Origin of the sequence: Mycobacterium sp. Aquia_213, assembly GCF_026625985.1 — a bacterium.
GTDB lineage: Bacteria > Actinomycetota > Actinomycetes > Mycobacteriales > Mycobacteriaceae > Mycobacterium.
In genome coordinates this window covers 4,086,854-4,112,030 of record NZ_CP113116.1, presented here as the reverse complement: position 1 = coordinate 4,112,030, position 25,177 = coordinate 4,086,854, and the positions used below count along the sequence as shown (strand labels likewise).

Genomic DNA, 25,177 nt, shown 5'->3' with positions numbered 1-25,177 from the left:
TGTACAGTACGGTCCAGTACCGTACTGTGATACCGGTCGATCGCGTTCGCGCGAGGCAACGGTCGTAGTCCTAGAGTGATCGAGAACGCCCGACCATCGAAAGGCCGACGGGTGAAGGCGGTTTCAATGTCCACCTTGCTTAGGCAGGGCTGGATCGTGTTGGTCGCGATACTCGTGGTCGCCGTCGCCGGCTTCGGCATTTATCGCCTGCACGGAATCTTCGGCTCGCACGACAACACGCGGGCCAACAGCGGTCTGGCCAACGAGATCGTGCCGTTCAACCCCAAGTCGGTGGTGCTCGAAGTCTTCGGCGCGCCGGGCGCGACGGCGACGATCAACTATCTCGACGTCAACGCCCAGCCGCAGCAAGTCAAGAACGCACCGCTGCCGTGGTCGTTCACCATCACCACGACGGAGCCCGCGGTCGTCGCCAACGTCGTGGCGCAAGGCAACGGGGACACCCTCGGTTGCCGCATCACCGTCAACGGTGAAGTCAAGGATCAACGCACCGTCAACAAAGTCGACGCCTACACCTTCTGCCTGGATAAGTCGGGATGAGCAACCAAACCAACGAACAGCAGACGCGGCCCTTCGTGGCGCGCACCATCCGCCGGCTCGCGTGGGCGATCCTGCTTTTCTGGGTGGCGGTGGCCGCCCTGACGAACATCGCGGTGCCGCAACTGGAAGAGGTGGGCAAGACCCACAATGTGGCGCTGAACTCGCCCGATGCCCCATCGCTCAAGGCGATCAAGCGCATCGGCCAAGCGTTCCACGAGTTCGACACCGACAGCTCGGCCATGATCGTGCTGGAAGGCGACAAGCCGCTCGGTGCGGACGCCCACCGGTTTTACGACGAGATGATCCACAAGCTCGAGCAGGACAAAAAGCACGTCGAGCATGTCCAGGACTACTGGGGTGACACTCTCACCGCAGCGGGATCGCAAAGCAGCGACGGCAAGGCCGCTTACGTTCAGGTGAACCTCGCCGGTAATCAGGGCTCGGCACTGGCCAACGAGGGTGTCGGCGCCATCCGCGACATCATCGAGCGCATGAAGCCGCCGCCGGGCGTCAAGACCTATGTGACCGGCGCGGCGCCGCTGATCTCCGACCAGTTCGACGTCGGCAGCAAGGGGACCGCGAAGGTCACCGCGATCACCATCGGGATGATCGCGTTGATGTTGTTCTTCGTCTACCGCTCGGTGCTGACCACGCTGCTGGTTCTCGGCACGGTCCTGATCGAAATGTCCGCCGCCCGAGGTCTTGTCGCCTTCCTCGGAAACGAGGGAATCATCGGGTTGTCGACCTATGCGACGAATATCTTGACGCTATTGGTGATCGCCGCCGGAACCGACTACGCGATATTTTTCGTGGGCCGCTACCAAGAAGCGCGCGAGGCCGGTGAGGAACGCGAAAACGCCTTCTACACCATGTATCACGGCACCACCCACGTCGTGTTGGGCTCCGGGCTCACCGTGGCCGGCGCGGTGGCCTGTCTGAGCTTTACCCGGCTGCCCTACTTCCAAAGTCTAGGTATCCCAGCCGCTTTGGGCGTCCTCGTCGCACTGTTCGCGGCGCTCACCCTGGGGCCCGCGATCCTCTTCCTGGGGTCCAAGGCGGGCATCTTCGACCCCAAACGGGCGATGAGAACCCGCGGCTGGCGGCGGATCGGCACCGCGATCGTCCGTTGGCCCGGCGCCGTTCTCGCGGCCGCCTGCGCGCTGGCCCTGGTAGGCCTGATCGCCTTGCCCGGATACAAGACCAGTTACGACACTCGTCCCTACATGCCCGAAAGCGCGCCGGCCAATATCGGTTACACCGCCGCCGAGAAACACTTCTCGCGCGCCCGGCTGGAGCCCGAGTTGCTGATGGTCGAAACGGATCACGACATGCGTAACCCGGAGAGCATGCTCATCCTGGACAAGGTGGCCAAGGCCGTGTTTCACGTCCCCGGGGTCGCGCAGGTGCAGACCATCACCCGGCCGTTGGGTACCCCGCTCGTCCACAGCTCGCTCGCGTTCGTGGTCAGCAATCAGAGCGCGGCGCAGCAGCAAAACCTGACCTACCAACGAGATCGGGCCGACGACGCCCTCAAGCAGGCCAACGAACTGTCGAAAACGATCAATATCCTCAAACAGCAGTACGTATTGCAGCAACAGTTGGCCGGCACCACCCACGACGAGACGCAAAGCTTTCACGACACGCTCGCCACGATCCAGGACCTGCGCGACAAGATCGCGAATTTCGACGACTTCTTCCGGCCGGTTCGCAGCTATTTCTATTGGGAGAAGCACTGTTTCGATATTCCTGCCTGTGCCGCTTTCAGATCGTTGTTCGACGCGCTCGACGGCATTGACCAACTCACCGAGAAATTCGAAAACCTCACGGCTTCCCTCGACAAGCTCGACGCGCTGCAGCCCAAACTGGTGGCGCTGATCCCGCCGCAGATCGACAGCCAGCAGACCAATCGCGATCTGACACTGGCGAATTACGCCACCCTGTCGGGCATCTACGCTCAGAACGCGCTCGCGCTGGAAAACTCGACGGCGTTGGGGCAGGCCTTTGATGCGGCCAAGAATGACGACACCTTCTATCTGCCGCCCGAGGTGTTCAACAACCCCGACTTCAAGCGCGGGCTGAAACTGTTCCTCTCGCCCGACGGCAAGGCCGCTCGCATGATCGTCACGCATGACGGCGATCCCGCGACGACCGAAGGCATTTCGCACATCGACCCGATCGCGAAGGCCGCGCATGAGGCCTTGAAGGGCACCCCGATGGCGAATGCGGGGATCTATCTCGGTGGGACAGCCGCGACGTACAAGGACATCCAGGACGGCGCCAAGTACGACCTGCTGATCGTGGCCTTCGCCGCGCTGAGCCTGATCCTGCTGATCATGATGATCATCACGCGCAGCCTGATCGCCGCGGTCGTCATCGTGGGCACGGTGGCCCTGTCGCTGGGCGCCTCGTTCGGGCTGTCAGTTCTGGTGTGGCAGTACCTGTTCGGCATTCAGTTGTATTGGGTCGTGCTGGCGCTGGCGGTGATCCTGCTGCTGGCGGTCGGTTCCGACTACAACCTGCTGTTGATCTCCAGGTTCAAGGAAGAGATTCATGCCGGCCTCAATACCGGCATCATCCGGGCGATGGCCGGCTCCGGCTCGGTGGTCACCTCGGCGGGCATCGTCTTCGCCGTCACCATGTGTGCCTTTGTTTTCAGCGGTTTCCTGGTGCTCGGCCAGATCGGGACGACGATCGGCCTCGGCTTGCTGTTCGACACGCTGATCGTGCGTTCCTTCATGACGCCCTCGATCGCAAGGCTGCTCGGGCGCTGGTTCTGGTGGCCCCAGGTGGTGCGGCCGCGGCCGGCCAGCACGATGCTGCGGCCCTACGGTCCGCGCCCGGCGGTTCGTCAACTGCTGCTCTGGGACGACGACGACACCGTGCTGGCCGGATCGAAGTCGGGGTCGCACTGATCGCTCAGCGCAGCATGGTCGCCACGATCCCGGCCAGATAACCCAGCCGGGCCACCTCCGACGGCCGGAATTCGGGGCCCGGACGGCCCAGCACCACCGCGGTGTGCGAGTCGCCCAGCGGGGCGGCGACCATCGTGATGTCCATGTCGCGCCAGGCCTGCGGCACCCACTCGGCCGTGCCGTCCAGCGCCACGGCCTCCTGGATCGGCAGCCACGGCGCCGACACCGCGCGAGTTTCCGGCGCACCCGGGCTGGCGGCGAGGCGCTGCAGCTCCCCGTCGGCACTGTGCATCACCGTGCACCAGCTCACCCGCAACACCCGGGGCGCCTCGTCGACCAGCACCTGCAGCCGTGCCGCCTTGTCCTTGGCCGCGGCGACATGGTCGAGCAGTTCCAGCTCGCGGTGCGCTTCCAGCAGGCCGGTGTGCGGGCGCACGCTGTCCACCCGCACGCCGTTCAGCGACTCGGCCGCGGTGATCAGCGTGTCCGGCATCGCGCCTGCGGGCAGTTCGATGACCAGGTCGTCGGTCGCATAACCGGCGCTGCGCTCCACGACGTCGAGTGACAGGATGTCGGCGCCCACCGAACCGAGCGCCACCGCCAGCGCGCCCAGGCTTCCTGGGCGGTCGACGAGCTCGATGCGCAACAGATACGACGGCACGCGCCCACTTTTGCACAGTGCCGCGCGCACGGCATTTCCGCAGGGTGGGGTGCGGGCCGTGGTTGCGTGCGCATCCCGGTTAGGCTTTTCGCTCGTGTCCCAGATCTCCCGCGACGAGGTCGCGCACCTGGCCAAGCTGGCCCGGCTGGCGTTGACCGATACCGAGCTGGACAGCTACGCCGGCCAACTCGACGCCATCCTGACCCACGTCAGTCAGATCCAGGCGGTCGATGTCACCGGCGTCGAGGCGACCGACAACCCGCTCAAGGCCGTCAACGTCACCCGCCCGGATGAGATCAGGCCGTGCCTGACGCAGCAGGAGGCGCTGGCCGCGGCGCCCGAAGCCGTGGACGGCCGGTTCGCCGTCCCGCAGATCCTGGGGGACAGCGAGTGAACGAGATCATCCGATCCGACGCCGCCACGCTGGCCGCCAAGGTCGCCGCCAAGGAGCTGTCGTCGGTCGAGATCACCCAGGCCTGCCTGGACCAGATCGCGGCGACCGACGACCGGTACAGCGCGTTTCTGCACGTCGCGGCCGACGAGGCACTGTCGGCGGCGGCCGCGGTCGACGAGGCGGTGGCGGCCGGCGAGCGGCTGCCGTCGGCGCTGGCCGGCGTTCCGTTGGCGCTCAAGGACGTGTTCACCACCGTCGACATGCCCACCACCTGCGGATCCAAGATCCTGGAGGGCTGGCGTTCGCCGTACGACGCCACCGTCACCGCCCGGTTGCGCGCGGCCGGCATCCCGATCCTGGGCAAGACCAACATGGACGAGTTCGCGATGGGCTCGTCGACGGAGAACTCGGCCTACGGCCCCACCCGTAACCCGTGGGACCTCGAGCGGGTGCCCGGCGGCTCCGGCGGTGGCAGCGCGGCGGCACTGGCCGCCTTCCAGGCGCCGCTGGCGATCGGCACCGACACCGGGGGCTCGATTCGTCAGCCCGCCGCACTGACCGCGACCGTCGGGGTCAAACCCACCTACGGCACGGTGTCCCGCTACGGCCTGGTGGCCTGCGCGTCGTCGCTGGATCAGGGCGGCCCCTGCGCGCGCACCGTGCTGGACACCGCGCTGCTGCATCAGGTGATCGCCGGCCACGACCGGATGGACTCCACCTCCATCGATGCCGCGGTGCCCGACGTGGTCGGTGCCGCCAAGGCCGGCGCGGCAGGCGATCTGAGTGGCGTGCGGATCGGTGTGGTTCGACAGTTGCGCGGCGAGGGCTACCAGCCCGGTGTGCTGGCGTCGTTCGAGGACGCGGTGCAGCGGCTGACCGCGCTGGGCGCCGAGGTGAGCGAAGTCGATTGCCCGCACTTCGATTACGCGCTGGCGGCCTACTACTTGATCCTGCCGTCGGAGGTGTCCAGCAACCTGGCGCGCTTCGACGCGATGCGGTACGGGCTGCGGGTCGGTGACGACGGCAGCCACAGCGCCGAGGAGGTCATGGCACTGACGCGGGCCGCGGGATTCGGTCCAGAAGTCAAGCGCCGCATCATGATTGGCGCCTACGCACTCTCGGCGGGCTACTACGACGCCTACTACAACCAGGCGCAGAAAGTGCGCACCCTGATCGCCCGCGATCTCGACGAGGCGTACAAGTCCGTCGACGTGCTGGTGTCGCCGGCCACCCCGACCACCGCCTTCCGGCTGGGGGAGAAGGTCGACGATCCGCTGGCCATGTACCTGTTCGACCTGTGCACGCTGCCGCTGAACCTGGCCGGGCACTGCGGAATGTCGGTGCCGTCGGGATTGTCGCCGGATGATCAACTGCCGGTGGGCCTGCAGATCATGGCGCCCGCGCTGGCCGACGACCGCCTCTATCGCGTCGGCGCCGCTTACGAGGCCGCGCGCGGACCGCTGCCGGCGGCGCCGACCGTTTAGCCGCGCGGTGCCCCACATCGCGCCGTGGAGCGCGGGTGCGGGCAAGATGAACAGATGCGGATCGGAATTCTCACCGGCGGCGGCGACTGTCCGGGGCTTAACGCGGTCATCCGGGCGGTGGTGCGCACCTGCGACGCCCGGTACGGCTCGTCGGTGGTCGGTTTCCAAGACGGGTGGCGCGGGTTGCTGGAGAACCGGCGCATCCAGCTGCAGAACGACGATCGCAACGACCGGCTGCTGGCCAAGGGCGGAACGGTGCTGGGCACCGCCCGCGTGCACCCCGACAAGCTGCGGGCCGGGCTGGACCAGATCAAGCAGACCCTGGACGACAACGGCATCGACGTGCTCATCCCGATCGGCGGTGAAGGCACGCTGACGGCCGCGAACTGGCTGTCGGAGGAGAACGTTCCCGTGGTCGGCGTGCCGAAGACGATCGACAACGACATCGACTGCACCGACGTGACTTTCGGTCACGACACCGCGCTGACGGTGGCCACCGACGCCATCGACCGCCTCCACAGCACGGCCGAGTCCCACCAGCGGGTGATGCTGGTGGAGGTGATGGGCCGCCACGCCGGCTGGATCGCGCTGAACGCCGGGCTGGCGTCCGGGGCGCACATGACGCTGATTCCCGAGCAGCCCTTCGATATCGAGGATGTCTGCCGGCTCGTCAAACGCCGCTTCCAGCGTGGGGATTCGCACTTCATCTGCGTGGTGGCCGAGGGAGCCAAGCCGATCCCCGGTTCGATCCCCTTGCGGGAGGGCGGGATTGACGAATTCGGCCACGAGAAATTCACCGGCATCGCCCAGCAGTTGGCCATCGCGGTGGAGAAGCGGATCAACAAGGAAGTTCGCGTGACCGTGCTGGGCCACGTCCAGCGGGGCGGTATCCCGACGGCCTACGACCGGGTGCTGGCCACCCGGTTCGGGGTCAATGCCGCCGACGCCGCGCACGCCGGCGAATACGGCCAGATGGTGTCGCTGCAGGGGCAGGACATCGGCCGGGTCTCGCTGGCCGACGCGACCCGCCACCTCAAGCTGGTGCCCGACGCCCGCCATGACGAGGCCGCCGCGTTCTTCGGCTGACGCGGTTGGGGCAGCGGTGAACAAATTCCGCGATTGAGACGTTGTCCACGGTCATGACCGATAGCAAATCTGAGCGGCGCGGCGGGCAACAGCGCTTCAAGGCGTTTCACCAGCTTGTGGGGGATACGTTCGTCCCGGTCGCGGTGTCGACGGACGATGCCGACGCCTTTCGGGCAAAGCTGGACACCTCGAGCCTCGGCGCGGTGCGGATCAACCGGCTGCAGTTCAACGGTGGGGTGGTGCTGCGCCGAACACCGCGCCAGCTGCGGCGCGCCGCGCCTGTGCACTTCGAGCCGCACAGTGCCGAGTATTTGAAGGTCGGCGTCCATGCCGAGGGCCGCTGCGTGGTCCGTCAGGATGGCCGCGAAGCAAACCTGTTGCCCGGCGATTACGTCATGTATGACACCACGCGACCGTTCGAATTCGCGGTCGACGGGAAATTCCAGATGTTCAGCGTGCTTCTTCCTCGCGAATTACTGCGTATCCCGGCGGCACAACTCTCTCGGCTCACGGCCCGCAGCTTCAACGGCCGGCAGGGAATGGGCGCGCTGCTGACTCCGTTTCTCGTCGAACTCGCCAAGCAGGTCACCAAAAAGCCCGAGGCGCCCAACATCCGGTTGGCCGATGCGGTCTTTGACATGCTGGAGGCCTCATTTTGCGAGCAGTTGGCGTGCGAACGTCCGGAAGGCCGCAGTCAAGACCAGTACGACATGATGCTGGGAATACTGGCCTACATTGAGCGAAACCTCGGCGATCCGGATCTGGATGTGCCGACAATCGCGACGGCGCATCACATTTCGATTCGCCACCTGCAGCGGATGTTCGAAAACGATGGTCACACCGTCACCGAGTGGATCAGGAGCCGCAGGATCGAGCACTGTCGCAAAGACCTGGCGAACGCCGAATTGGCCGCCGTACCCGTGAGTGTGATCGGTGCGAGGTGGGGTCTGGCCAATGCGGCGAACTTTTCTCGGCTGTTCAAGGCAGTGCATGGTCGATCGCCGCGGGAGTATCGCGTCTGGGCGTTGAGCTAAGCGCTGCGCAAGTCTGCAAGATCCTGGCGCGTGCGGGCAAGACGTGCACCTCGATCCGACCAATAGTGGGTAGCAATAGGGAACCGCCCACGTAACGGAGGCGAGATGCAGGACGCGGCAATTGAATTCGATGTCAACCTCGGGTTCAACGTAGACAACACATTCGCCGAGCGTGTTGCCGTCAATCAGGCCAGGCTGACCGCGGCGCTGAAGCCGCGGTACGACTTCATCGTGTGTGGTTCGGGTTCATCCGGTTCGGTCGTCGCGCGAAGGTTGGCCGAGAACCCGGATACCGACGTTCTGCTTGTCGAGGCCGGCGGCGACGACAATGTCCCCGATGTCGTCGCCCCGGGTCAATGGACCGCCAACTTCGGTTCCGAACGCGACTGGGGTTTTCTCGGCGAGCCGAACCCCAGCATCAACAACCGCGCGATTCTGCACTCGATGGGCAAGGTCCTGGGCGGCAGCTCGAGTATCAACGTGATGGCCTGGATCCGAGGCCACCGCGACGACTGGAACCATTTCGCCACCGAAGCGGGCGATCCGGCGTGGAGCTACGAGTCCGTCCTCGACATCTACCGCGACATCGAAGATTGGCAGGGCACACCGGATCCGGCGTACCGCGGACTCGGGGGGCCGGTTTTCGTCCAGCCCGCACCGGATCCCCATCCGCTTGCCCTGGCGACGTTGGACGCCGCAAAGGCTACTGGAACAGCGGTGTACCCGTCCGCGAACGGGCGGATGATGGAGGGCACTGCGGGCGCGGCGCTCGGAGATCTTCGGATACGAAATGGGCAGCGGGAGTCCGTGTTTCGCTCCTACACCTTCCTGGTCATGGACCGGCCCAACCTCACCGTCTTGACGCATGCGCTCGTGCAGCGGGTCGTTGTCGACGGCGGCAAAGCCGTCGGCGTGGAAATTCGTCATCAAGGAGCCAGCCGCCGCATCGATGCCGATGCGGAAGTCGTCTTGTCGCTGGGCGCGAACCACACCCCCAAGGTGCTGATGCTCTCCGGTATCGGCGACCAAGACGAACTGAGCCGCGTCGGGATTGCGGTGCGTCAACACTTGCCCGGCGTGGGTCGCAACCTTCAGGATCACGTGGCCTTCGACTGCATGTGGGAATACCGCGAGGCAGCGCTACCGCGAAACAATGCGGCCGAGGTCGTCGTGCTCGGGGAGACGGTGTCCGGGCTGACCCACCCCGACGTCTTCGCCTGGCAGGTCGAAGTGCCCTATGCCACCGACGAGACGGCGGCCCGGTTCGGCCTTCCCGCGGCGGGCTGGACGTTCCACGCCGCGCTCACTCATCCGAAGAGCCGGGGCCGGATACGGCTCGGCGGCCCCGACCCGACGGACCCGGTCCGCATCGAGTCCAACATGTTGGCCGATCCCGATGACGTGAAAAAAGCGATCGCCTGTGTGCAATGGTGTCGCGAAATCGGCAACAGTGCGCCGCTGCGGCCGTACGTGAAACGCGAGGTCATGCCCGGAAATCTGCGGGGAGCAGCCCTGGAGGAGTTCGTTCGGGACGCGGCGACCACGTTCTTTCACCAGGTTGGTACGGCCAAAATGGGCCGCGACGCGACGTCCGTGGTCGACGGCAACCTCAAGGTCTACGGGATCGAGAATCTCAGGGTGGCCGACGGCTCGATCATGCCGCAGATCACCGCGACCAACACGATGGCGCCGTGCGTGGTCATCGGGGAACGGGCCGCACAGGTCCTGAAGCAAGCGCACCGGCTCTAGGCGCGCCGACGGCGAACAACGGGTAGCGGGAACCTGAACGATCGCCCGGAATTTGCCGCTCGATCGGTCAGCATCCGTGAACGGGCAGATCGCCCTGGTTTAACCGGCAGGTCGAAATGGCTACACCAGCCGCTATGAGCAACCGCGAGGGGGTTCGCGGAATCAATGCCTCGTCCGCGGCTCCGGCGTACCCGTCCGGCTCCGCGAGACCGGGGCCTTCGGTGCCGAGCTGGCGCGCCGATGCCGACCCGACTGCGGCCACGGTGCCCGAACCGCGCTATCGCCCGTCCGACCCGCCGACCAGGTCAGCAGGTGTGCTGACCCCGTCCCGGCTGGCACGGGCACGTCGGGCCGCCGCGCCGTATCGCCGCGACCTGACGCTGGGCGGGACCGCCCTCGACGGCCTGGACCACCGGGAGCCGGAGCGGAGCAGGTTCAGCTGGCGAGAGGTGATTCATCGGGTGACCGGAATCGACCTCGGGCCGGACAAAAAAGTCGCGTATGAACAGGAACTGCGGCAACGCGCCAATGCCGTGATCGGCGGCGCGTTTCCGATCGCGGTGTTGAACTTCAAAGGCGGCGTCGGCAAGACCGCCGTGGTCGAAGCGCTCGGCTCGACGCTGGCCGAGGCGCGCGGCGACCGCGTCATCGCCGTCGACATCGACGCCGGCGACCTGGCGGACCGTCATGGCCGCCGCAACCCGCTGAGCCTGGCCGACTTGCTGGCCCGCGATTCGGTGACCCACTACGCAGAGGTGCGCGCGCACACCCACATGAACAGTTTCGGCCTGGAAGTGCTGGGGCTGCCCGACTACGGCCGCACCGACTGGCGGCTGGAGCGCCAGGACATCGCCAAGGCGTTTTCGATTCTGCGCAAACACTATTCGGTGGTGCTGGTGGACTGCGTCAAGGCGATCAACTCCAGCGTGATGGACGCCGTGCTGCCCGAGGCGCGCGCTCTGGTGGTGGTCAGCGGCACCTCGATCGATGCGGTACGCAAGACCAGGACAACGCTGGAGTGGTTGTCCAACAACGGATATCGCCGCTTGATGAGATCAACGGTGCTCGCCATGAACTACACCGAGCCGGCGAGGCTGGACGGCGTGGTCACCAAGGAATTCGACTCGCTGGCCGCGCGCGTGGCCGCCACGGTGATACTGCCGTTCGATCGGCACGTGCACGGGGGCACCGAGCTGGGGCTGGACCAGTTGAGCAAGGAAAGCCGGCGCGGCTACCTGGAGATGGCGGCCGCGCTGGGCGACATGGCCGCCGGCCGGCCGGTGGGGCGCGATGCCGCGCCGCGGTCCTGGCGGTAGCCACGCCTGCCCCGAGCTTGAGCTGTTGTGCCCGGACCTGCGGTCCGCTGCACCACCACTAGGATCTTTTCCATGACTGTTACTTCCGGACCGGCTGAGCTGCTGGATTACGACGACGTCATCGCACGTTTCGATCCCGTGCTCGGGCTGGAAGTACACGTCGAGCTGTCCACCGCGACCAAGATGTTCTGCGGCTGCTCCACCACGTTCGGCGCCGAACCGAACACCCAGGTGTGCCCGGTGTGCCTGGGGCTGCCCGGCTCGCTGCCCGTGCTCAACCAGGCCGCGGTCGAGTCGGCGATCCGCATTGGGCTGGCACTGAATTGCGAGATCGTGCCGTGGTGCCGCTTCGCCCGGAAGAACTACTTCTACCCGGATATGCCGAAGAACTACCAGATCTCGCAGTACGACGAGCCGATCGCCATCAACGGCTACCTGGAGGCACCACTGGAAGACGGGACCACCTGGCGGGTCGAGATCGAACGCGCCCACATGGAAGAGGACACCGGCAAGCTCACCCACCTGGGCGGCGAGACGGGACGCATCCACGGCGCGACGACGTCGCTGATCGACTACAACCGCGCCGGCGTGCCGTTGATCGAAATCGTCACCAAGCCCATCGAGGGAGCCGGGGCCCGCGCGCCGCAGATCGCCCGGGCATACGTGACGGCATTGCGAGGCTTGTTGCGCGCCTTGGAAGTATCCGACGTCCGGATGGACCAGGGGTCGATGCGTTGTGATTCCAATGTCTCGCTGAAGCCGACCGGTGCGACCGAGTTCGGCACCCGGACCGAGACCAAGAATGTCAACTCGCTGAAAAGCGTTGAGGTCGCGGTGCGCTACGAAATGCAGCGCCAGGCCGCCGTTCTGGTGGCCGGCGGCTCAATCACGCAGGAAACCCGGCACTTTCAGGAGGCCGACGGCTCCACCAGATCAGGCCGCGCCAAGGAAACGGCGCAGGATTATCGGTATTTCCCCGAGCCCGACTTAGAGCCCGTCGCGCCCAGCCGCGAACTGGTCGAGCGGTTGCGCCAGACGATCCCCGAGCTTCCCTGGTTGAGCCGCAAGCGGATTCAGGAAGAGTGGGGTGTTTCCGACGAGGTGATGCGCGATCTCGTCAACGCCGGCGCGGTCGAATTGGTCACCGCCACCATCAAGCACGGCGCCTCCAGCACCCAGGCGCGCTCCTGGTGGGGAAACTTCCTGGTGCAGAAGGCCAACGAGGCGAACATCGAATTGGACGAGCTGGCCATCACGCCCGCCCAGGTCGCCGCGGTGATCGTACTGGTCGACGAAGGCAAGCTGTCCAACAAGCTGGCCCGCCAGGTCGTCGAAGGTGTGCTCGCCGGAGAGGGCGAACCCGAACAGGTGATGACCACCCGTGGTCTGGCGCTGGTGCGCGACGATTCGGTCACCCAGGCCGCGGTCGACGAGGCCTTGGCCGCCAATCCCGATGTGGCGGAAAAGATTCGCGGCGGCAAGGTGGCCGCGGCCGGTGCGATCGTGGGCGCGGTCATGAAGGCCACTCGGGGTCAGGCCGACGCGGCCCGGGTGCGCGAGCTGGTGCTGGCCGCCTGCGGGCAGGCCTAACGCTCGCGGAAAAATCTAGGCCTTGTCGTCGTTGTTGCGCGGGAAGCCGCCGCCCTGCGGGAACAGCGGGAACACCACGTCGTCAAGCTTTTCGGCGTCACCGGCGGTCTTGTTGATGGTGGCGCCCCAGACGTTTCCGTCCGGCGACATCCGCAGGGCCCACGCGTGGGCGTGGGTGTCCTTGCGGACCACGTCGGGTTCGCCGGTGACCGCACCCGTGTTCTGCGCAAGCCGCACCGCCACCGTCATTTTGGTGTTGACCAGGTTGACCATCACGGTCCCGTCCATCGCCGCGCAGCCGGCCACACCCGGCTTGTCCGGCCACGTCCACACCGTGGAGACCTCCGACGCTTTGGTGATGCGCTGCAACCGGTCCGCGGTCGGGGTGCGGTCGGCGACATACAGCGTGCCGTCGACCGGATCGACGCACAATCCGCCGCCCGAGCCGACGCCGGACAGCGCGGTCGTCGGCGGCGCCTGACCGACCGTGGTCGGCTGCTCGATGCGCAGCACCTTGCCGGCCAACGATTTCGGGTCCGCGGCCACCGCCGGGTTACCCGCGTCGCCGGTCAGCACCAGCAGCGTGGTCGGACTGGTGAACAGCAAGGCTCCGGTGTTCCCGGTGGCGCCCTTGGGAATCCCGGTCAGGATGTCCTTGGGGATGTCGCCGTCGGCGATGCGGATGACCCGGTTGTCGGTGGGCGTGCTGATGTAGGCGTACATCAGCCGGTCCTGCGAGTAGGTCGGCGACAGCACGATATCCATCAGGCCGCCATCCCCGGACCCGTCGACCGGGATGACCAGTTTCACCTTCGGCTCGGCGCTGACTGAGATCTCCTTGACCGCGCCGGTGGTGCGCTCGGCCACCAATGCAGTCTTGCTGTCGGGCCCCATGATCAGGCCGCTGGTGCTCTCCAGGCAGCCCTGCATCACCCCGGGGGCGGGGCACGCTTTGGGGAACGGCGTGGGCGGCAGCGGCGGCGGCGGGGGCGGCGTCGAGCTGGGCTGGGGCTTGAGTTCGGGGGCGGTGGTGAAGGGCGCGGACGCGGCATCGTTGAACCGCGCGCAGCCCGTCGCGACCAGCACGGCCGCGCACAGCGCAGCGAGCCCGCAGCGAACCGGCCACCCCAAACGCATGATCGACAGGCTACGGATAGGGCGGGCACCGGCGCCACAGGCGTGCCCGCGGGGACGGCCGGACGCCGATCGCGGCTGGCCCGCGGCGGAGCCCGTTTTCGGCACCCACGGACCCTTTCTTCGGCGCCGCCGGGCTCGTTTCCGGCCAATCTGGGCCGGTTTCCCTATCTGAGCGTCAATAACCCGGCGAAAGCGCCGCTCAAATCCCCAATTCAGGCCTAAATGCCCTTACCCTGGCACCCGTGACCGGTCAATCGAATGACGCACCCTGGCAGCGGCCCGGCGAGGTTCCGGAGCCGGCCCCGGGACGCCCCGCCGCAGCGCGCTTGGTCGACCCCGAAGATGACCTGACCCCGGTCGGGTATCCGGGCGACTTCGGAACCACCACCGTCATCCCGTACCAAGACCCGAATCAGGTCGCCAGCCCCGCTGGGCCGGCCTACAACGTCCTCGACCAGCAGGAGCCGCTGCCCTACGTCCAGCCGCAGCAGGCACCGCGGCATTTGGCAGCCGAACCCGCCGAGATCGATCCGAGTGAGGACTACGAACGGCAACGCGCGATCGGTCGGCGCGGCACCCAGAATCTCGGTTTGCTGGTGTTGCGGGTCGGCCTCGGGGTGGTGCTCGGCGCGCACGGGCTGCAGAAACTGTTCGGCTGGTGGGGCGGTCAAGGATTGGGCGCCTTCAAGAACTCACTGTCCGACGCCGGCTACCAGCACGCCGACATCCTGTCTTACGTGAGTGCGGGCGGGGAGATCGCCGCGGGCGTGCTGCTGGTGCTGGGGTTGTTCACCCCGGTGGCCGCGGCGGGCGCGCTGGCGTTCCTGATCAACGAGCTGCTGGTCAGCATCTCGGCGCGGCCGCACACCTTCTCGTACTTCTTGCCCCAGGGGCACGAGTACCAGATCACCCTGATCCTGCTCGCCGTCGCGATCATCCTGGCCGGGCCCGGCCGCTATGGCCTGGACGCCAACCGGGGATGGGCACACCGGCCTTTCATCGGGTCGTTTGTGGCCCTGCTCGCCGGCATCGCCGCCGGAATCGCGGTGTGGGTGCTGCTCAACGGAGTCAATCCGATCGCCTGAATCGCCCGTTAAGGCGGTCACCGATAGGGATTGGGTACTCGCCCGGAACTGGCCGTCGTCAGCTGCGGGAGCGTCGCGAAAGTGACCGCCGGCAAGCGCAGTTCCGCTCCACTCTTGAGCTTGGCGCGTGCCCACGAACCCCGGTGGAAGCGCAGCCCCTCGATGTCGTCCCAGCCGACCGTCTGGCTGCCCAGCAGGTTTCGCACCGTCACGCCGTGGTCGTCGGCAACAGTGCGGAGCCGGATGATCAATGCGGACAACAGCACCGGGATCAGCAGCAGCGGGGTCGATAGCGGCCAGGCCAGCACCGGGATCAGCAATCCGAGGGCCAGAAATCCGACGGCGAGATGGGCCATCGGTGAGATTTTGATCACTATGGGCGCGGGTGTCGGGGCGGTAGAACCAGAAGCCACCCGAGCATCATTTCACCCCGGCCTGCGTCGCTTATTTCGCGCCGCCGCCGGTGGCTACCAGCATGCCCACGATTGGTGCCCGCCGCACCGGATTTGACGGTTGAGCAGTGCGAAGGCTACCGTCGGACGCTATGGATACCACCGGACAGCCCGGGATGCTCGTAGTAATTAGTCCGCGCGTTGGTGCGTGACTAGTTCCTTCAGCATGTGAAGCGATCCGGCACCAACGCGCAACCCTCGATCAGCGAGAGCTGACGGGGGTTTTTTCTTGCGTATCAACGAAACTTCCACAGCCAAATCAGGACTAAGAGGACAATCACCAGAGTGAGCGCACCTACCAGGTCACAGACACCCGAGTCGCAAAACGGCGACGACTGGACGCCGGGCGCCGCGGAAGACGCCGCAAAGGTTCCGGCCAAGCAAGCGAAACATGTTGCACCGCACCAACTTACCGGTGCCCAGTCGGTAATCCGGTCGTTGGAGGAACTCGACGTCGAGGTCATCTTCGGGATCCCGGGCGGCGCCGTCCTGCCGGTCTACGACCCACTATTCGACTCGAAAAAGCTGCGGCACGTGCTGGTTCGGCACGAGCAGGGTGCCGGTCACGCGGCAAGTGGCTACGCGCATGCGACCGGCAAGGTCGGCGTCATGATGGCCACCTCGGGCCCCGGCGCCACCAATCTGGTGACCCCGCTGGCGGATGCGCAGATGGATTCGATCCCCGTCGTCGCCGTCACCGGGCAGGTGGGGCGGTCGCTGATCGGGACCGATGCCTTCCAGGAAGCCGACATCTCGGGCATCACAATGCCGATCACCAAGCACAACTTCCTGGTCCGCAACGGCGACGACATTCCCCGGGTGCTGGCCGAGGCTTTCCACATCGCCTCCTCGGGGCGTCCCGGAGCGGTGCTCGTCGACATCCCCAAGGACGTGTTGCAGGCCCCGTGCACGTTCAGTTGGCCGCCGCGGATGGATCTGCCCGGTTACAAGCCGAACATCAAGCCGCACAGCCGGCAGATCCGTGAGGCCGCGAAGCTGATCGCGCGTGCGCGTAAGCCGGTGCTCTATGTCGGCGGCGGCGTGATCCGTGGCGACGCGACCGAGCAGCTACGGGATTTGGCTGAGCTCACCGGGATCCCGGTGGTCACCACGCTGATGGCGCGGGGCGCCTTCCCGGACAGCCACCGGCAGAACCTGGGCATGCCGGGCATGCACGGCACGGTCGCCGCGGTGGCGGCGCTGCAGCGCAGCGATCTGCTGATCGCGCTGGGCACCCGATTCGACGACCGGGTGACCGGAAAGCTCGATTCCTTTGCGCCCGAAGCGAAGGTCATCCACGCCGACATCGACCCGGCCGAGATCGGCAAGAACAGGGTCGCCGACGTGCCGATCGTCGGCGACGTCAAAGCCGTCATCAGCGACCTCATCGCGATGCTGCGCCAGTACGAAACCCCGGGCAAGATCGACATGACCGCATGGTGGGCATATCTGGACGGGGTGCAGTCGACGTATCCGCTGAGCTACGGTCCGCAGAGCGACGGCAGCCTGAGCCCGGAGTACGTGATCGAGCAGCTGGGCAAGATCGCCGGGCCCGACGCCATGTATGTCGCCGGGGTGGGTCAGCACCAAATGTGGGCGGCCCAGTTCATCTCCTACGAGAAGCCGCGCACGTGGCTCAACTCCGGCGGGCTGGGCACCATGGGCTTCGCCATCCCGGCTGCCATGGGCGCCAAGGTCGCTCGTCCCGAAGCCGAGGTCTGGGCGATCGACGGCGACGGGTGCTTCCAGATGACCAACCAGGAGCTGGCCACCTGCGCGATCGAGGGCGTGCCGATCAAGGTCGCGCTGATCAACAACGGCAACCTGGGCATGGTGCGGCAGTGGCAGAGCCTGTTCTATCAGGAGCGCTACTCGCAGACCGACCTGGCCACCCACTCGCACCGCATCCCGGACTTCGTGAAGCTGGCCGAGGCGTTGGGTTGTGTCGGAATACGTTGCGAGCGTGAAGAAGACGTCATCGACGCGATCAACCAGGCGCGCGCGATCAACGACCGCCCGGTCGTGATCGACTTCATCGTCGGCGCCGACGCGCAGGTGTGGCCGATGGTGGCCGCCGGGACAAGCAACGACGAGATTCAGCACGCCCGTGGAATTCGGCCGCTGTTCGACGACGAAACCGAAGGACACGCCTGATGTACGCCAAGACGCACACGCTTTCGGTGTTGGTCGAAGACAAGCCGGGTGTGCTCGCGCGCGTCGCGGCGCTGTTCTCGCGGCGTGGTTTCAACATCGAGTCGCTGGCTGTGGGTGCCACCGAGCAGAAGGACATGTCGCGGATGACAATCGTCGTTTCCGCCGAGGAGACTCCGCTCGAACAGGTCACCAAACAGCTCAACAAGCTGATCAATGTCATTAAAATTGTCGAGCAGGACGAGGACAACTCGGTGGCTCGCGAATTGGCGCTGATCAAGGTGCGGGCCGATTCCGGTACCCGCAGCCAGGTAATCGAGGCGGCAAACCTGTTCCGCGCCAAGGTAGTCGACGTATCACTGGATTCGCTGACCGTCGAGGCCACCGGGACCCGCGGCAAGCTCGAGGCGCTGCTACGAGTGCTGGAACCGTTCGGTATCCGCGAGATCGTCCAATCGGGAGTGGTGTCGCTCTCCCGTGGACCGCGCGGTATCGGCACCGCTAAGTAACACACAAGGAGAGATTCAACAGTGGCATTAGAAATGTTCTACGACGACGACGCAGACCTGTCGATCATCCAGGGCCGCAAGGTCGGCGTCATCGGATACGGCAGTCAGGGGCACGCACACTCGCTGAGCCTGCGCGACTCCGGCGTGCAGGTGAAGGTGGGCCTGAAGGAGGGCTCGAAGTCGCGGCCCAAGGTCGAGGAGCAGGGGCTGGCGGTAGACACCCCGGCCGAGGTCGCCAAGTGGGCCGACGTGATCATGCTGCTGGCGCCCGACACCGCCCAGGCCGAGATCTTCGCCAACGACATCGAGCCCAACCTGAACGACGGCGACGCGCTGTTTTTCGGTCACGGCCTCAACATCCACTTCGACTTGATCAAGCCGCCGGGCAACGTCACCGTCGCGATGGTCGCCCCGAAGGGGCCCGGACACCTGGTCCGCCGTCAGTTCGTCGACGGCAAGGGCGTGCCGGCGCTCATCGCCATCGACCAGGACCCGACCGGCAAGGGCGAGGCGCTGGCGCTGTCCTACGCCAAGGCCATCGGAGGCACCCGGGCCGGCGTCATCAAGACCACCTTCAAAGACGAGACCGAGACCGACCTGTTCGGTGAGCAGGCCGTGTTGTGCGGTGGCACAGAGGAATTGGTGAAGACCGGTTTCGATGTGATGGTTGAGGCGGGCTACCCGCCGGAGATGGCGTACTTCGAGGTGCTGCACGAGCTCAAGCTGATCGTCGACCTGATGTACGAGGGCGGCATCGCCCGGATGAACTACTCGGTGTCCGACACCGCGGAGTTCGGCGGCTACCTGTCGGGCCCGCGGGTCATCGACGCCGGGACCAAGGACCGGATGCGAGAGATCCTGCGCGACATCCAGAATGGCGACTTCACCAAGAAATTGGTTGCCAACGTCGAGGGCGGCAACAAGCAGCTCGAGCAGTTGCGCAAGGAGAACGCCGAGCACCCCATCGAGGTCACCGGCAAGAAGCTGCGCGACCTGATGAGCTGGGTGGACCGCCCGATCACCGAGACGGCCTAGGTTCTCACTTCGTCGAGATCGACGTTAGCGCGGCAAAAACGGGATTACGGCGCAAGCCGCCCGGCGATCGTCACGACCCGGCGCGCCAGGTGCTCCAGCGCGGTGCCGGTGACGTCGCCGATGTCCTCGATGTTGTCGTGCGTGGTGACCAGGCTGGCCCCGTAGGGGTTGCCGTCGACGAACTTGCACGGATCGGTGTATCCCGGCGGCACCAGGATGCCGCCGAAGTGCATCAGCGTGAGGTAGAGCGCGACGAGCGTGGTCTCCTGGCCGCCGTGCACGGTGTTCGCGGTGTGAAGCCCGCGTACACCTTGTCGGCCAGCTTGCCGTCGGCCCACAGTCCGCCGAGCGAGTCCAGGAAATTGCGCAACTGCGCCGCCGGTGAGCCGAACCGGGTGGGCGAACCGAAGATCACGGCGTCGGCCCACACGATGTCGTCACCGGTGGCCGCGGGCAGGTCCTTGGTGGCGTTGTAGTTCGCCGTCCAGGCCGGGTTCTGCGCGAAGGATTCCGGATCGCGCGTCTCGGCGACGGGACGCACCCGGACCTCGGCGCCGGCGTCCTCGGCCGCTGCGGCGACGCGGTTGGCCATCGTGGTGCCGTGGCCGGTGGCCGAGTAGTAGATGATCGCGAGTTTGGTCACGGTCGTCAGCTTAGGCCCGGGAAGTGGGCCCCAAAAAGGGCAGTTTGTCGATGCCGAATTCGCGGCGTAACAGGCTGCGGGCGGCGAAGTAGCCGGCCATCCCGTGCACGCCGCCACCGGGCGGGGTGGCCGCCGAACACAGATACGCCTTGGGAATCGGTGTGCGCCAAGGGTCTAGCCGCGGTGTGGGCCCGACGATCGCGCGCCACGCGGAGTTTCCGCCCATCCCGATGTCACCGCCGACGTAGTTGGCGTTGTGGTCGGTCAGGTGGGCGGCGGGCACTGCGCGGGCGGCGACCACGACGTCGCGAAAGCCGGGAGCGAACCGCTCGATGGTCGCGGTGACGGCCTCGGTCGCATCGAGGGTCGAGCCCGCCGGGACGTGGGCATACGTCCAGAACGGACGGCGCCCCGCCGCGTCGATGCGCCCGGAATCGGCGACGTGCGAGGCGGCGGCCAGCACCATGGGCCACTGCGCATGACGTCCGGCCGCGATCTCCTTCTCGGCGCGTGCCATCTGCTCCCGGCTGCCGCCCAGATGCAGGGTGGGAGCGTGGCTCAGGCGCGGATCCGACCACGGAATCTCGTCGCCGAGCACAAAATCGACTTTGGCAACACCGGGTCCAAATCGATAGCGGCGCAACGCTCTAGCGTACCGATCCGGCAATGCGTCGCCGTATATCCGTAGCAACGCGGTCGGTGCCGTGTCGAAGGCGACGACACCGGTTGGCGGCTCGGTGATTTCGACGCCCGCGGTCACCTCGCCACCATGCGTGCGCAGGTCGGCGAGCAGCGCGTCGGTGATCGCCTGGCTGCCGCCCACCGGAATCGGCCAGCCGACCGAATGGGCGAGCGTCGCCAGCATCAACCCGGCGCCGGCCGCCGTCAAGGACGGCATTCGCGAAAGCACATGGGCGGCAACGCCGGTGAACAAGGCGCGGCCGTCCTCGCCGGCCAACGACCCCCACGCCGGCGTGCCTTGAGTCAGCATCCGCAGCCCCAGGCGCAGCGCCGACGGCAACGAGCTGGGCACCGAGCGTTTGTCACCGAGCAGTAATTCCACGACGGGATGCCAGTCGGCCACCAGCGGGCCCAACAGCCGTCGCCAGGACGCGCCGTCGGACAGCTCGGCGCAGGTGCGTTCGAGGTCGCGGTAGGCGATCGCCGCGGGCCGGCCCGGCAGTGGGTTGGCGTAGGCGATGTCGGGGACCGCCAGCCGGACGCCGCGGGCGGGCAGGTCGAACTCCGCGAAGAACGGCGACGCCAGCGCCAGCGGGTGCACCGCCGAGCAGATGTCGTGTTGGACTCCGGGAAATTCTGGGTCGGCCGCGGTGCGAGCACCGCCGCCCAACGTCGGCTGCGCCTCGACGACCTGCACTTTGAGTCCCGCGCGGGCGCAGATCACGGCCGCGCTGAGCCCGTTGGGTCCGCTGCCGACGATGGTGACGTCCATCGGTCAATTACAGCCGATAGGCTGGCCGCGTGAACTTGCCTGTTGTGTTAATCGCCGACAAACTCGCCGAATCAACTGTGGCCGCCTTGGGCGATCAGGTCGAGGTGCGCTGGGTAGACGGTCCGGATCGGGAGAAGCTGCTGGCCGCGGTGCCCGAGGCCGACGCGCTGCTGGTGCGTTCGGCCACCACGGTCGACGCCGAGGTGCTGGCCGCCGCCCCCAAGCTGAAGATCGTCGCCCGCGCCGGAGTGGGCCTGGACAACGTCGACGTGGACGCTGCCACCGAGCGCGGGGTGCTGGTCGTCAACGCGCCGACGTCGAACATCCACAGCGCCGCCGAGCACGCCCTGGCGCTGCTGCTGTCCGCGGCGCGCCAGGTCCCCGCGGCCGACGCCACCTTGCGGGAACACACCTGGAAGCGGTCGAAGTTCAACGGCACCGAGATCTTCGGCAAGACGGTCGGCATCGTGGGCCTGGGCCGCATCGGCCAGCTGGTCGCCGCGCGGATCGAGGCCTTCGGCACCCACATCGTCGCGTATGACCCGTACGTGTCGCCGGCCCGCGCCGCCCAGCTCGGCATCGAATTGCTGGCGCTGGACGAACTACTGGCTCGCGCCGATTTCATCTCGGTGCACCTGCCCAAGACACCCGAGACGGCCGGCCTGATCGACAAGGAGGCGCTGGCCAAGACCAAGCCGGGCGTCATCATCGTCAACGCCGCCCGCGGTGGCCTGGTGGACGAGGCGGCGCTGGCCGAGGCGATCGGCAGCGGCCATGTGCGCGCGGCCGGCCTGGATGTCTTCTCCACCGAACCCTGCACGGACAGCCCGCTTTTCGAGTTGCCGGAAGTGGTGGTGACGCCGCATTTGGGGGCGTCCACCTCCGAGGCGCAGGATCGGGCCGGCACCGACGTCGCCGAGAGCGTGCGGCTGGCGCTGGCCGGGGAGTTCGTCCCCGACGCGGTCAACGTGGGCGGCGGCGTGGTCAACGAAGAGGTAGCTCCCTGGCTGGACCTGGCGCGCAAGCTGGGGCTGCTGGCCGCGGCGCTCTCGGATGGCGCTCCCACCTCGCTGTCGGTGCAGGCGCGCGGCGAGCTAGCCTCCGAAGATGTTGAGGTGCTGAAGCTTTCGGCGCTGCGCGGTTTGTTCTCGGCCGTCGTCGAGGATCCGGTCACGTTCGTCAACGCGCCGGCGCTGGCCGCCGAGCGTGGCGTGACGGCCGAGATCAGCACGGCCTCGGAAAGCCCGAACCACCGCAGTGTCCTCGACGTGCGGGTGGTCGGCCACGACGGCTCGCGGGTCAATGTCGCGGGCACATTGTCGGGTCCGCAGCTGGTCGAGAAGATCGTGCAGATCAACGGCCGCAACTTCGATCTGCGGGCCCAGGGCACCAACCTGGTGATCAACTATGCCGACCAGCCCGGTGCGCTGGGCAAGATCGGCACCTTGCTGGGTGCGGCCGGGGTGAACATCCAGGCCGCACAGCTCTCCGAGGACGCCGAGGGCTCCAGCGCGACGATCCTGCTGCGGCTCGACCGCGACGTGCCCGGCGACGTCCGGTCCGAGATCGCGTCGGCGGTGGGCGCCAACAAGCTTGAGGTGGTTGATCTTTCGTGAAACTCGCGGTTATCGGCGGGGACGGGATCGGGCCGGAGGTCGTCGCCGAGGCGGTCAAGGTCCTTGACGCCGTCAAGCCGGGCGTACAGAAGACCGAATACGACCTCGGCGCGCGGCGTTACCACGCCACCGGCGAACTCCTGCCGGAGTCGGCGCTCGCCGAGCTTCGCGAGCAGGACGCGATCCTGCTCGGCGCGATCGGTGACCCGTCGGTGCCCAGCGGTGTGCTGGAGCGAGGGCTGTTGCTGCGCCTACGTTTTGAGCTCGACCATCATGTCAATTTGCGGCCGGCCAAGCTGTACAAGGGCGTGAGCAGCCCGCTCGCGGGCGATCCCGCTATCGATTTCGTGGTGGTGCGCGAGGGAACCGAGGGCCCCTACACCGGCAACGGTGGCGCGATCCGGGTCGGAACGCCGCACGAGGTGGCCACCGAAGTCAGCGTCAACACCGCATTCGGGGTGCGCCGCGTCGTGGCCGACGCCTTCGAGCGGGCCCGGCAGCGCCGCAAGCATCTGACGTTGGTGCACAAGAACAACGTGCTGACCTTCGCCGGGAAACTGTGGTCGCGAGTCTTCGCCGAGGTCGGTGCGGAATATCCCGACGTCGAGGTGGCCTATCAACACGTCGACGCCGCCACCATCTTCCTGGTCACCGACCCCGGGCGCTTCGACGTGATCGTCACCGACAACCTGTTCGGCGACATCATCACCGACATCGCCGCCGCGGTGTCGGGCGGAATTGGCTTGGCCGCCAGTGGAAATATCGATGCGACCCGGACCAATCCGTCGATGTTCGAGCCGGTGCACGGCAGCGCGCCCGATATCGCCGGCAAGGGCGTCGCCGATCCGACCGCGGCCATCCTTTCGGTGGGGCTGCTGCTCGCCCACCTCGGCGACACCGAGGCCGCTAGCCGGGTGGACCGGGCGGTCGAGACGTATCTCGCGTCTCGGGGGAGCGAACGGCGCTCCACCACCGAGGTCGGCGAACTGATCGCTGCCGGGCTGTAGCCGCTGCGCTGGTTTCCAGGCCCGGCGGCAGCAGCTTGGCGGGCACCAACGGTATTGCCGCCAACGGGAACAGGCCGCACAACGCCCAAGCCGTCGGATACCTGGCGGCGTCGATCAAGACACCGAACAGCGGCGCGCCCGCGGCGGCCACCAGCCGCTGTGTGGTGTTCTGGATTCCCAGCGCGCGTCCGCTCCAGAACGACCCGGCGAATTCGGTGATCGCCGTTGCTTCCAATCCGTTGTCCAACACCGCGATCACCGAGACGGCGATCATCACCGGCACTTCGAAGCCCCAATCGCCGTCATCGGCGAGAGTGAGCAGGAACAACGCCAGGGTCGCGGCGATGGCGACGACGCGCAGCGGTCGCATCCGCGAGCCGACCCGGTCCGACCACCGGCCCACAGCGATACGGCCCAGTGCGCCAAGGACCTGCGAGAGGGTGACCACACCGCCGGCCTCCGCGACGGTCCAGCCGTGGTGCCGCATCAACCACACCAACATGAACGTCACGGTCACGGTCTGCGGCATCATCAGCAGGCCCGCCACCGCGTGGATTCGCCACAGCACCAACGATCCCCGGTACGGGCTGGCCAATTCCTGTTCGGTGGCCACCTGCCGGGGCTTGCGCGGCGGATCGATGATTCCGATCGCGCTGGCCACCGCCGAGGCGGTACACGCGAATGCCGGGAACATCAGCCCGGCGCCCAGACCGTGTTCGGCCAGCTCGGGCATCACCAATGCGCCCAGGGCAATACCCAACGGCTGGGCGGTCTGGCGGATGCCCATGGCCAGGCCGCGCTGGTGTGGCGGAAACCACGCGGAGACCAGCCGGCCACCGGCGGCGTTGCAACTCGCGGCGGCCATGCCGCCCAGAAACAGAAAGGCACCGACCACCACCAACGAATGGGACGCGGCGGCGGCGTAGGTCGCCGCCGCGGTGAGCGCGGAACCCAGCGTCAGCACCAGCCGCTCGCCGACGCGGTCGAGCACATAGCCCCAACCGATCAGTGTCACGACCATGCCCCAGCTGGGCATCGACGACAACAGACTCGCCTCGGTCAGCGGAATTCCGCGCTTGCCCTCGAGCGAGGGAATCAAGAAGGCAATGCCGTTGATGAAGAGGAACGAACTTGCCGTCACCCACAGCGAGATGATCATGATCGACCAGCGCGCACCGGCGTTCAGGCCCGTAACCTCCGGGTCCGTGGGCATTCGCTCATGCTCGCACACGGCCCGCAGCGCCCGGCTGACGCCGCGCTCGCGACCGTCACTAGGCTCAATGGGTGGCGGCCCGCAGCGCCCGG

Annotated in this window: 20 protein-coding genes and 1 pseudogene; 15 read left to right on the top strand and 6 right to left on the bottom strand. The window is 66.8% G+C overall.

The annotated features are described in order from the left end of the window. The first annotated feature begins 126 nt into the window (after positions 1-126). Both LMQ14_RS19060 and LMQ14_RS19055 read left to right on the top strand, forming a co-directional pair. Positions 127-558 carry an MmpS family transport accessory protein gene (locus LMQ14_RS19060; RefSeq protein WP_324291067.1) on the top strand — a complete coding sequence of 144 codons (432 nt, stop codon included), beginning with the start codon at positions 127-129 and terminating at the stop codon, positions 556-558. Beyond that, complete coding sequence (locus LMQ14_RS19055) at positions 555-3,470, top strand: RND family transporter (protein ID WP_267731081.1); 2,916 nt, start codon at positions 555-557, stop codon at positions 3,468-3,470. Before LMQ14_RS19060 ends, LMQ14_RS19055 begins: the two co-directional genes overlap by 4 nt. A 4-nt stretch (positions 3,471-3,474) precedes the next feature. On the opposite strand, the gene LMQ14_RS19050 is transcribed toward LMQ14_RS19055, so the two are convergent. Continuing rightward, a complete protein-coding gene (locus tag LMQ14_RS19050) occupies positions 3,475-4,131 on the bottom strand; it encodes an amino acid-binding protein (RefSeq protein ID WP_267731080.1) in 657 nt (218 codons plus the stop codon). 94 nt (positions 4,132-4,225) lie between these two features. Here LMQ14_RS19050 and gatC point away from each other — a divergent pair, with 94 nt between their 5' ends. From gatC to gatB, 7 genes are all read left to right on the top strand, one after another. Further along, complete coding sequence (gatC, locus tag LMQ14_RS19045) at positions 4,226-4,525, top strand: Asp-tRNA(Asn)/Glu-tRNA(Gln) amidotransferase subunit GatC (protein ID WP_267731079.1); 300 nt, start codon at positions 4,226-4,228, stop codon at positions 4,523-4,525. Continuing rightward, positions 4,522-6,009 (top strand): Asp-tRNA(Asn)/Glu-tRNA(Gln) amidotransferase subunit GatA, encoded by a 1,488-nt coding sequence (gatA, locus tag LMQ14_RS19040; RefSeq protein WP_267731078.1) that lies wholly within the window; start codon positions 4,522-4,524, stop codon positions 6,007-6,009. The genes gatC and gatA overlap by 4 nt, the downstream gene beginning before the upstream one ends. A gap of 54 nt (positions 6,010-6,063) precedes the next feature. After that, positions 6,064-7,095: an ATP-dependent 6-phosphofructokinase gene (locus LMQ14_RS19035; protein WP_267731077.1), complete on the top strand. Its 1,032-nt coding sequence runs from the start codon at positions 6,064-6,066 to the stop codon at positions 7,093-7,095. 53 nt (positions 7,096-7,148) lie between these two features. Beyond that, a complete protein-coding gene (locus LMQ14_RS19030) occupies positions 7,149-8,129 on the top strand; it encodes a helix-turn-helix domain-containing protein (RefSeq protein WP_267731076.1) in 981 nt (326 codons plus the stop codon). A 105-nt stretch (positions 8,130-8,234) separates the two neighbouring features. Then, positions 8,235-9,878, top strand: coding sequence for a GMC family oxidoreductase (locus LMQ14_RS19025; protein WP_267731075.1), 1,644 nt, complete (start codon positions 8,235-8,237; stop codon positions 9,876-9,878). Positions 9,879-10,012: 134 nt separating this feature from the next. Further along, positions 10,013-11,194 carry a MinD/ParA family ATP-binding protein gene (locus LMQ14_RS19020; RefSeq protein ID WP_267731074.1) on the top strand — a complete coding sequence of 394 codons (1,182 nt, stop codon included), beginning with the start codon at positions 10,013-10,015 and terminating at the stop codon, positions 11,192-11,194. 72 nt (positions 11,195-11,266) lie between these two features. Continuing rightward, positions 11,267-12,784: an Asp-tRNA(Asn)/Glu-tRNA(Gln) amidotransferase subunit GatB gene (gatB, locus tag LMQ14_RS19015; protein WP_267731073.1), complete on the top strand. Its 1,518-nt coding sequence runs from the start codon at positions 11,267-11,269 to the stop codon at positions 12,782-12,784. A gap of 15 nt (positions 12,785-12,799) precedes the next feature. Here gatB and LMQ14_RS19010 read toward each other — a convergent pair whose 3' ends face one another. After that, positions 12,800-13,921, bottom strand: coding sequence for a PQQ-dependent sugar dehydrogenase (locus LMQ14_RS19010; RefSeq protein ID WP_267731072.1), 1,122 nt, complete (start codon positions 13,919-13,921; stop codon positions 12,800-12,802). Positions 13,922-14,163: 242 nt separating this feature from the next. Here LMQ14_RS19010 and LMQ14_RS19005 point away from each other — a divergent pair, with 242 nt between their 5' ends. Next, positions 14,164-15,006 carry a DoxX family protein gene (locus LMQ14_RS19005; protein ID WP_267731071.1) on the top strand — a complete coding sequence of 281 codons (843 nt, stop codon included), beginning with the start codon at positions 14,164-14,166 and terminating at the stop codon, positions 15,004-15,006. A gap of 17 nt (positions 15,007-15,023) precedes the next feature. Here LMQ14_RS19005 and LMQ14_RS19000 read toward each other — a convergent pair whose 3' ends face one another. Next, positions 15,024-15,362 carry a PH domain-containing protein gene (locus tag LMQ14_RS19000; RefSeq protein WP_267731070.1) on the bottom strand — a complete coding sequence of 113 codons (339 nt, stop codon included), beginning with the start codon at positions 15,360-15,362 and terminating at the stop codon, positions 15,024-15,026. Between the two features lie 381 nt (positions 15,363-15,743). On the opposite strand from LMQ14_RS19000, the gene LMQ14_RS18995 reads away from it, so the two are divergent. The 3 genes from LMQ14_RS18995 to ilvC are packed head-to-tail and all read left to right on the top strand — an operon-like array spanning position 15,744 to position 19,153. Continuing rightward, positions 15,744-17,612, top strand: coding sequence for an acetolactate synthase large subunit (locus tag LMQ14_RS18995; RefSeq protein WP_267731069.1), 1,869 nt, complete (start codon positions 15,744-15,746; stop codon positions 17,610-17,612). Beyond that, a complete protein-coding gene (gene ilvN, locus LMQ14_RS18990) occupies positions 17,612-18,118 on the top strand; it encodes an acetolactate synthase small subunit (protein ID WP_090601096.1) in 507 nt (168 codons plus the stop codon). The genes LMQ14_RS18995 and ilvN overlap by 1 nt, the downstream gene beginning before the upstream one ends. A 33-nt stretch (positions 18,119-18,151) precedes the next feature. Continuing rightward, positions 18,152-19,153 (top strand): ketol-acid reductoisomerase, encoded by a 1,002-nt coding sequence (gene ilvC / locus LMQ14_RS18985; RefSeq protein ID WP_267735592.1) that lies wholly within the window; start codon positions 18,152-18,154, stop codon positions 19,151-19,153. A gap of 44 nt (positions 19,154-19,197) precedes the next feature. On the opposite strand, the pseudogene wrbA reads toward ilvC, so the two are convergent. Both wrbA and LMQ14_RS18975 read right to left on the bottom strand, forming a co-directional pair. Further along, positions 19,198-19,796, bottom strand: a pseudogene (wrbA, locus tag LMQ14_RS18980) (NAD(P)H:quinone oxidoreductase). Positions 19,797-19,806: 10 nt separating this feature from the next. Beyond that, entirely contained in the window at positions 19,807-21,249 is a 1,443-nt protein-coding gene (locus tag LMQ14_RS18975; protein ID WP_267731068.1) for a phytoene desaturase family protein, read from the bottom strand. A 29-nt stretch (positions 21,250-21,278) separates the two neighbouring features. On the opposite strand from LMQ14_RS18975, the gene serA reads away from it, so the two are divergent. Next, the gene (gene serA, locus LMQ14_RS18970; protein WP_267731067.1) at positions 21,279-22,865 is read left to right on the top strand and encodes a phosphoglycerate dehydrogenase; all 1,587 of its coding nucleotides are present in this window, start codon (positions 21,279-21,281) and stop codon (positions 22,863-22,865) included. Next, positions 22,862-23,872, top strand: coding sequence for a 3-isopropylmalate dehydrogenase (locus LMQ14_RS18965; RefSeq protein ID WP_267731066.1), 1,011 nt, complete (start codon positions 22,862-22,864; stop codon positions 23,870-23,872). The genes serA and LMQ14_RS18965 overlap by 4 nt, the downstream gene beginning before the upstream one ends. Here LMQ14_RS18965 and LMQ14_RS18960 read toward each other — a convergent pair. Further along, positions 23,772-25,085 (bottom strand): MFS transporter, encoded by a 1,314-nt coding sequence (locus LMQ14_RS18960; RefSeq protein WP_267731065.1) that lies wholly within the window; start codon positions 25,083-25,085, stop codon positions 23,772-23,774. The genes LMQ14_RS18965 and LMQ14_RS18960 overlap by 101 nt on opposite strands. Positions 25,086-25,177 lie beyond the last annotated feature (92 nt).

Coding starts and splice junctions, on each gene's coding strand:
- LMQ14_RS19060 (WP_324291067.1), top strand. CDS start 127: ATGTCCACCTTGCTTAGGCAGGGCTGGATCGTGTTGGTCGCGATACTC.
- LMQ14_RS19055 (WP_267731081.1), top strand. CDS start 555: ATGAGCAACCAAACCAACGAACAGCAGACGCGGCCCTTCGTGGCGCGC.
- LMQ14_RS19035 (WP_267731077.1), top strand. CDS start 6,064: ATGCGGATCGGAATTCTCACCGGCGGCGGCGACTGTCCGGGGCTTAAC.
- LMQ14_RS19030 (WP_267731076.1), top strand. CDS start 7,149: ATGACCGATAGCAAATCTGAGCGGCGCGGCGGGCAACAGCGCTTCAAG.
- LMQ14_RS19025 (WP_267731075.1), top strand. CDS start 8,235: ATGCAGGACGCGGCAATTGAATTCGATGTCAACCTCGGGTTCAACGTA.
- LMQ14_RS19020 (WP_267731074.1), top strand. CDS start 10,013: ATGAGCAACCGCGAGGGGGTTCGCGGAATCAATGCCTCGTCCGCGGCT.
- gatB (WP_267731073.1), top strand. CDS start 11,267: ATGACTGTTACTTCCGGACCGGCTGAGCTGCTGGATTACGACGACGTC.
- LMQ14_RS19010 (WP_267731072.1), bottom strand. CDS start 13,921: ATGCGTTTGGGGTGGCCGGTTCGCTGCGGGCTCGCTGCGCTGTGCGCG.
- LMQ14_RS19000 (WP_267731070.1), bottom strand. CDS start 15,362: ATGGCCCATCTCGCCGTCGGATTTCTGGCCCTCGGATTGCTGATCCCG.
- ilvN (WP_090601096.1), top strand. CDS start 17,612: ATGTACGCCAAGACGCACACGCTTTCGGTGTTGGTCGAAGACAAGCCG.
- ilvC (WP_267735592.1), top strand. CDS start 18,152: ATGTTCTACGACGACGACGCAGACCTGTCGATCATCCAGGGCCGCAAG.
- LMQ14_RS18975 (WP_267731068.1), bottom strand. CDS start 21,249: ATGGACGTCACCATCGTCGGCAGCGGACCCAACGGGCTCAGCGCGGCC.
- LMQ14_RS18960 (WP_267731065.1), bottom strand. CDS start 25,085: ATGCCCACGGACCCGGAGGTTACGGGCCTGAACGCCGGTGCGCGCTGG.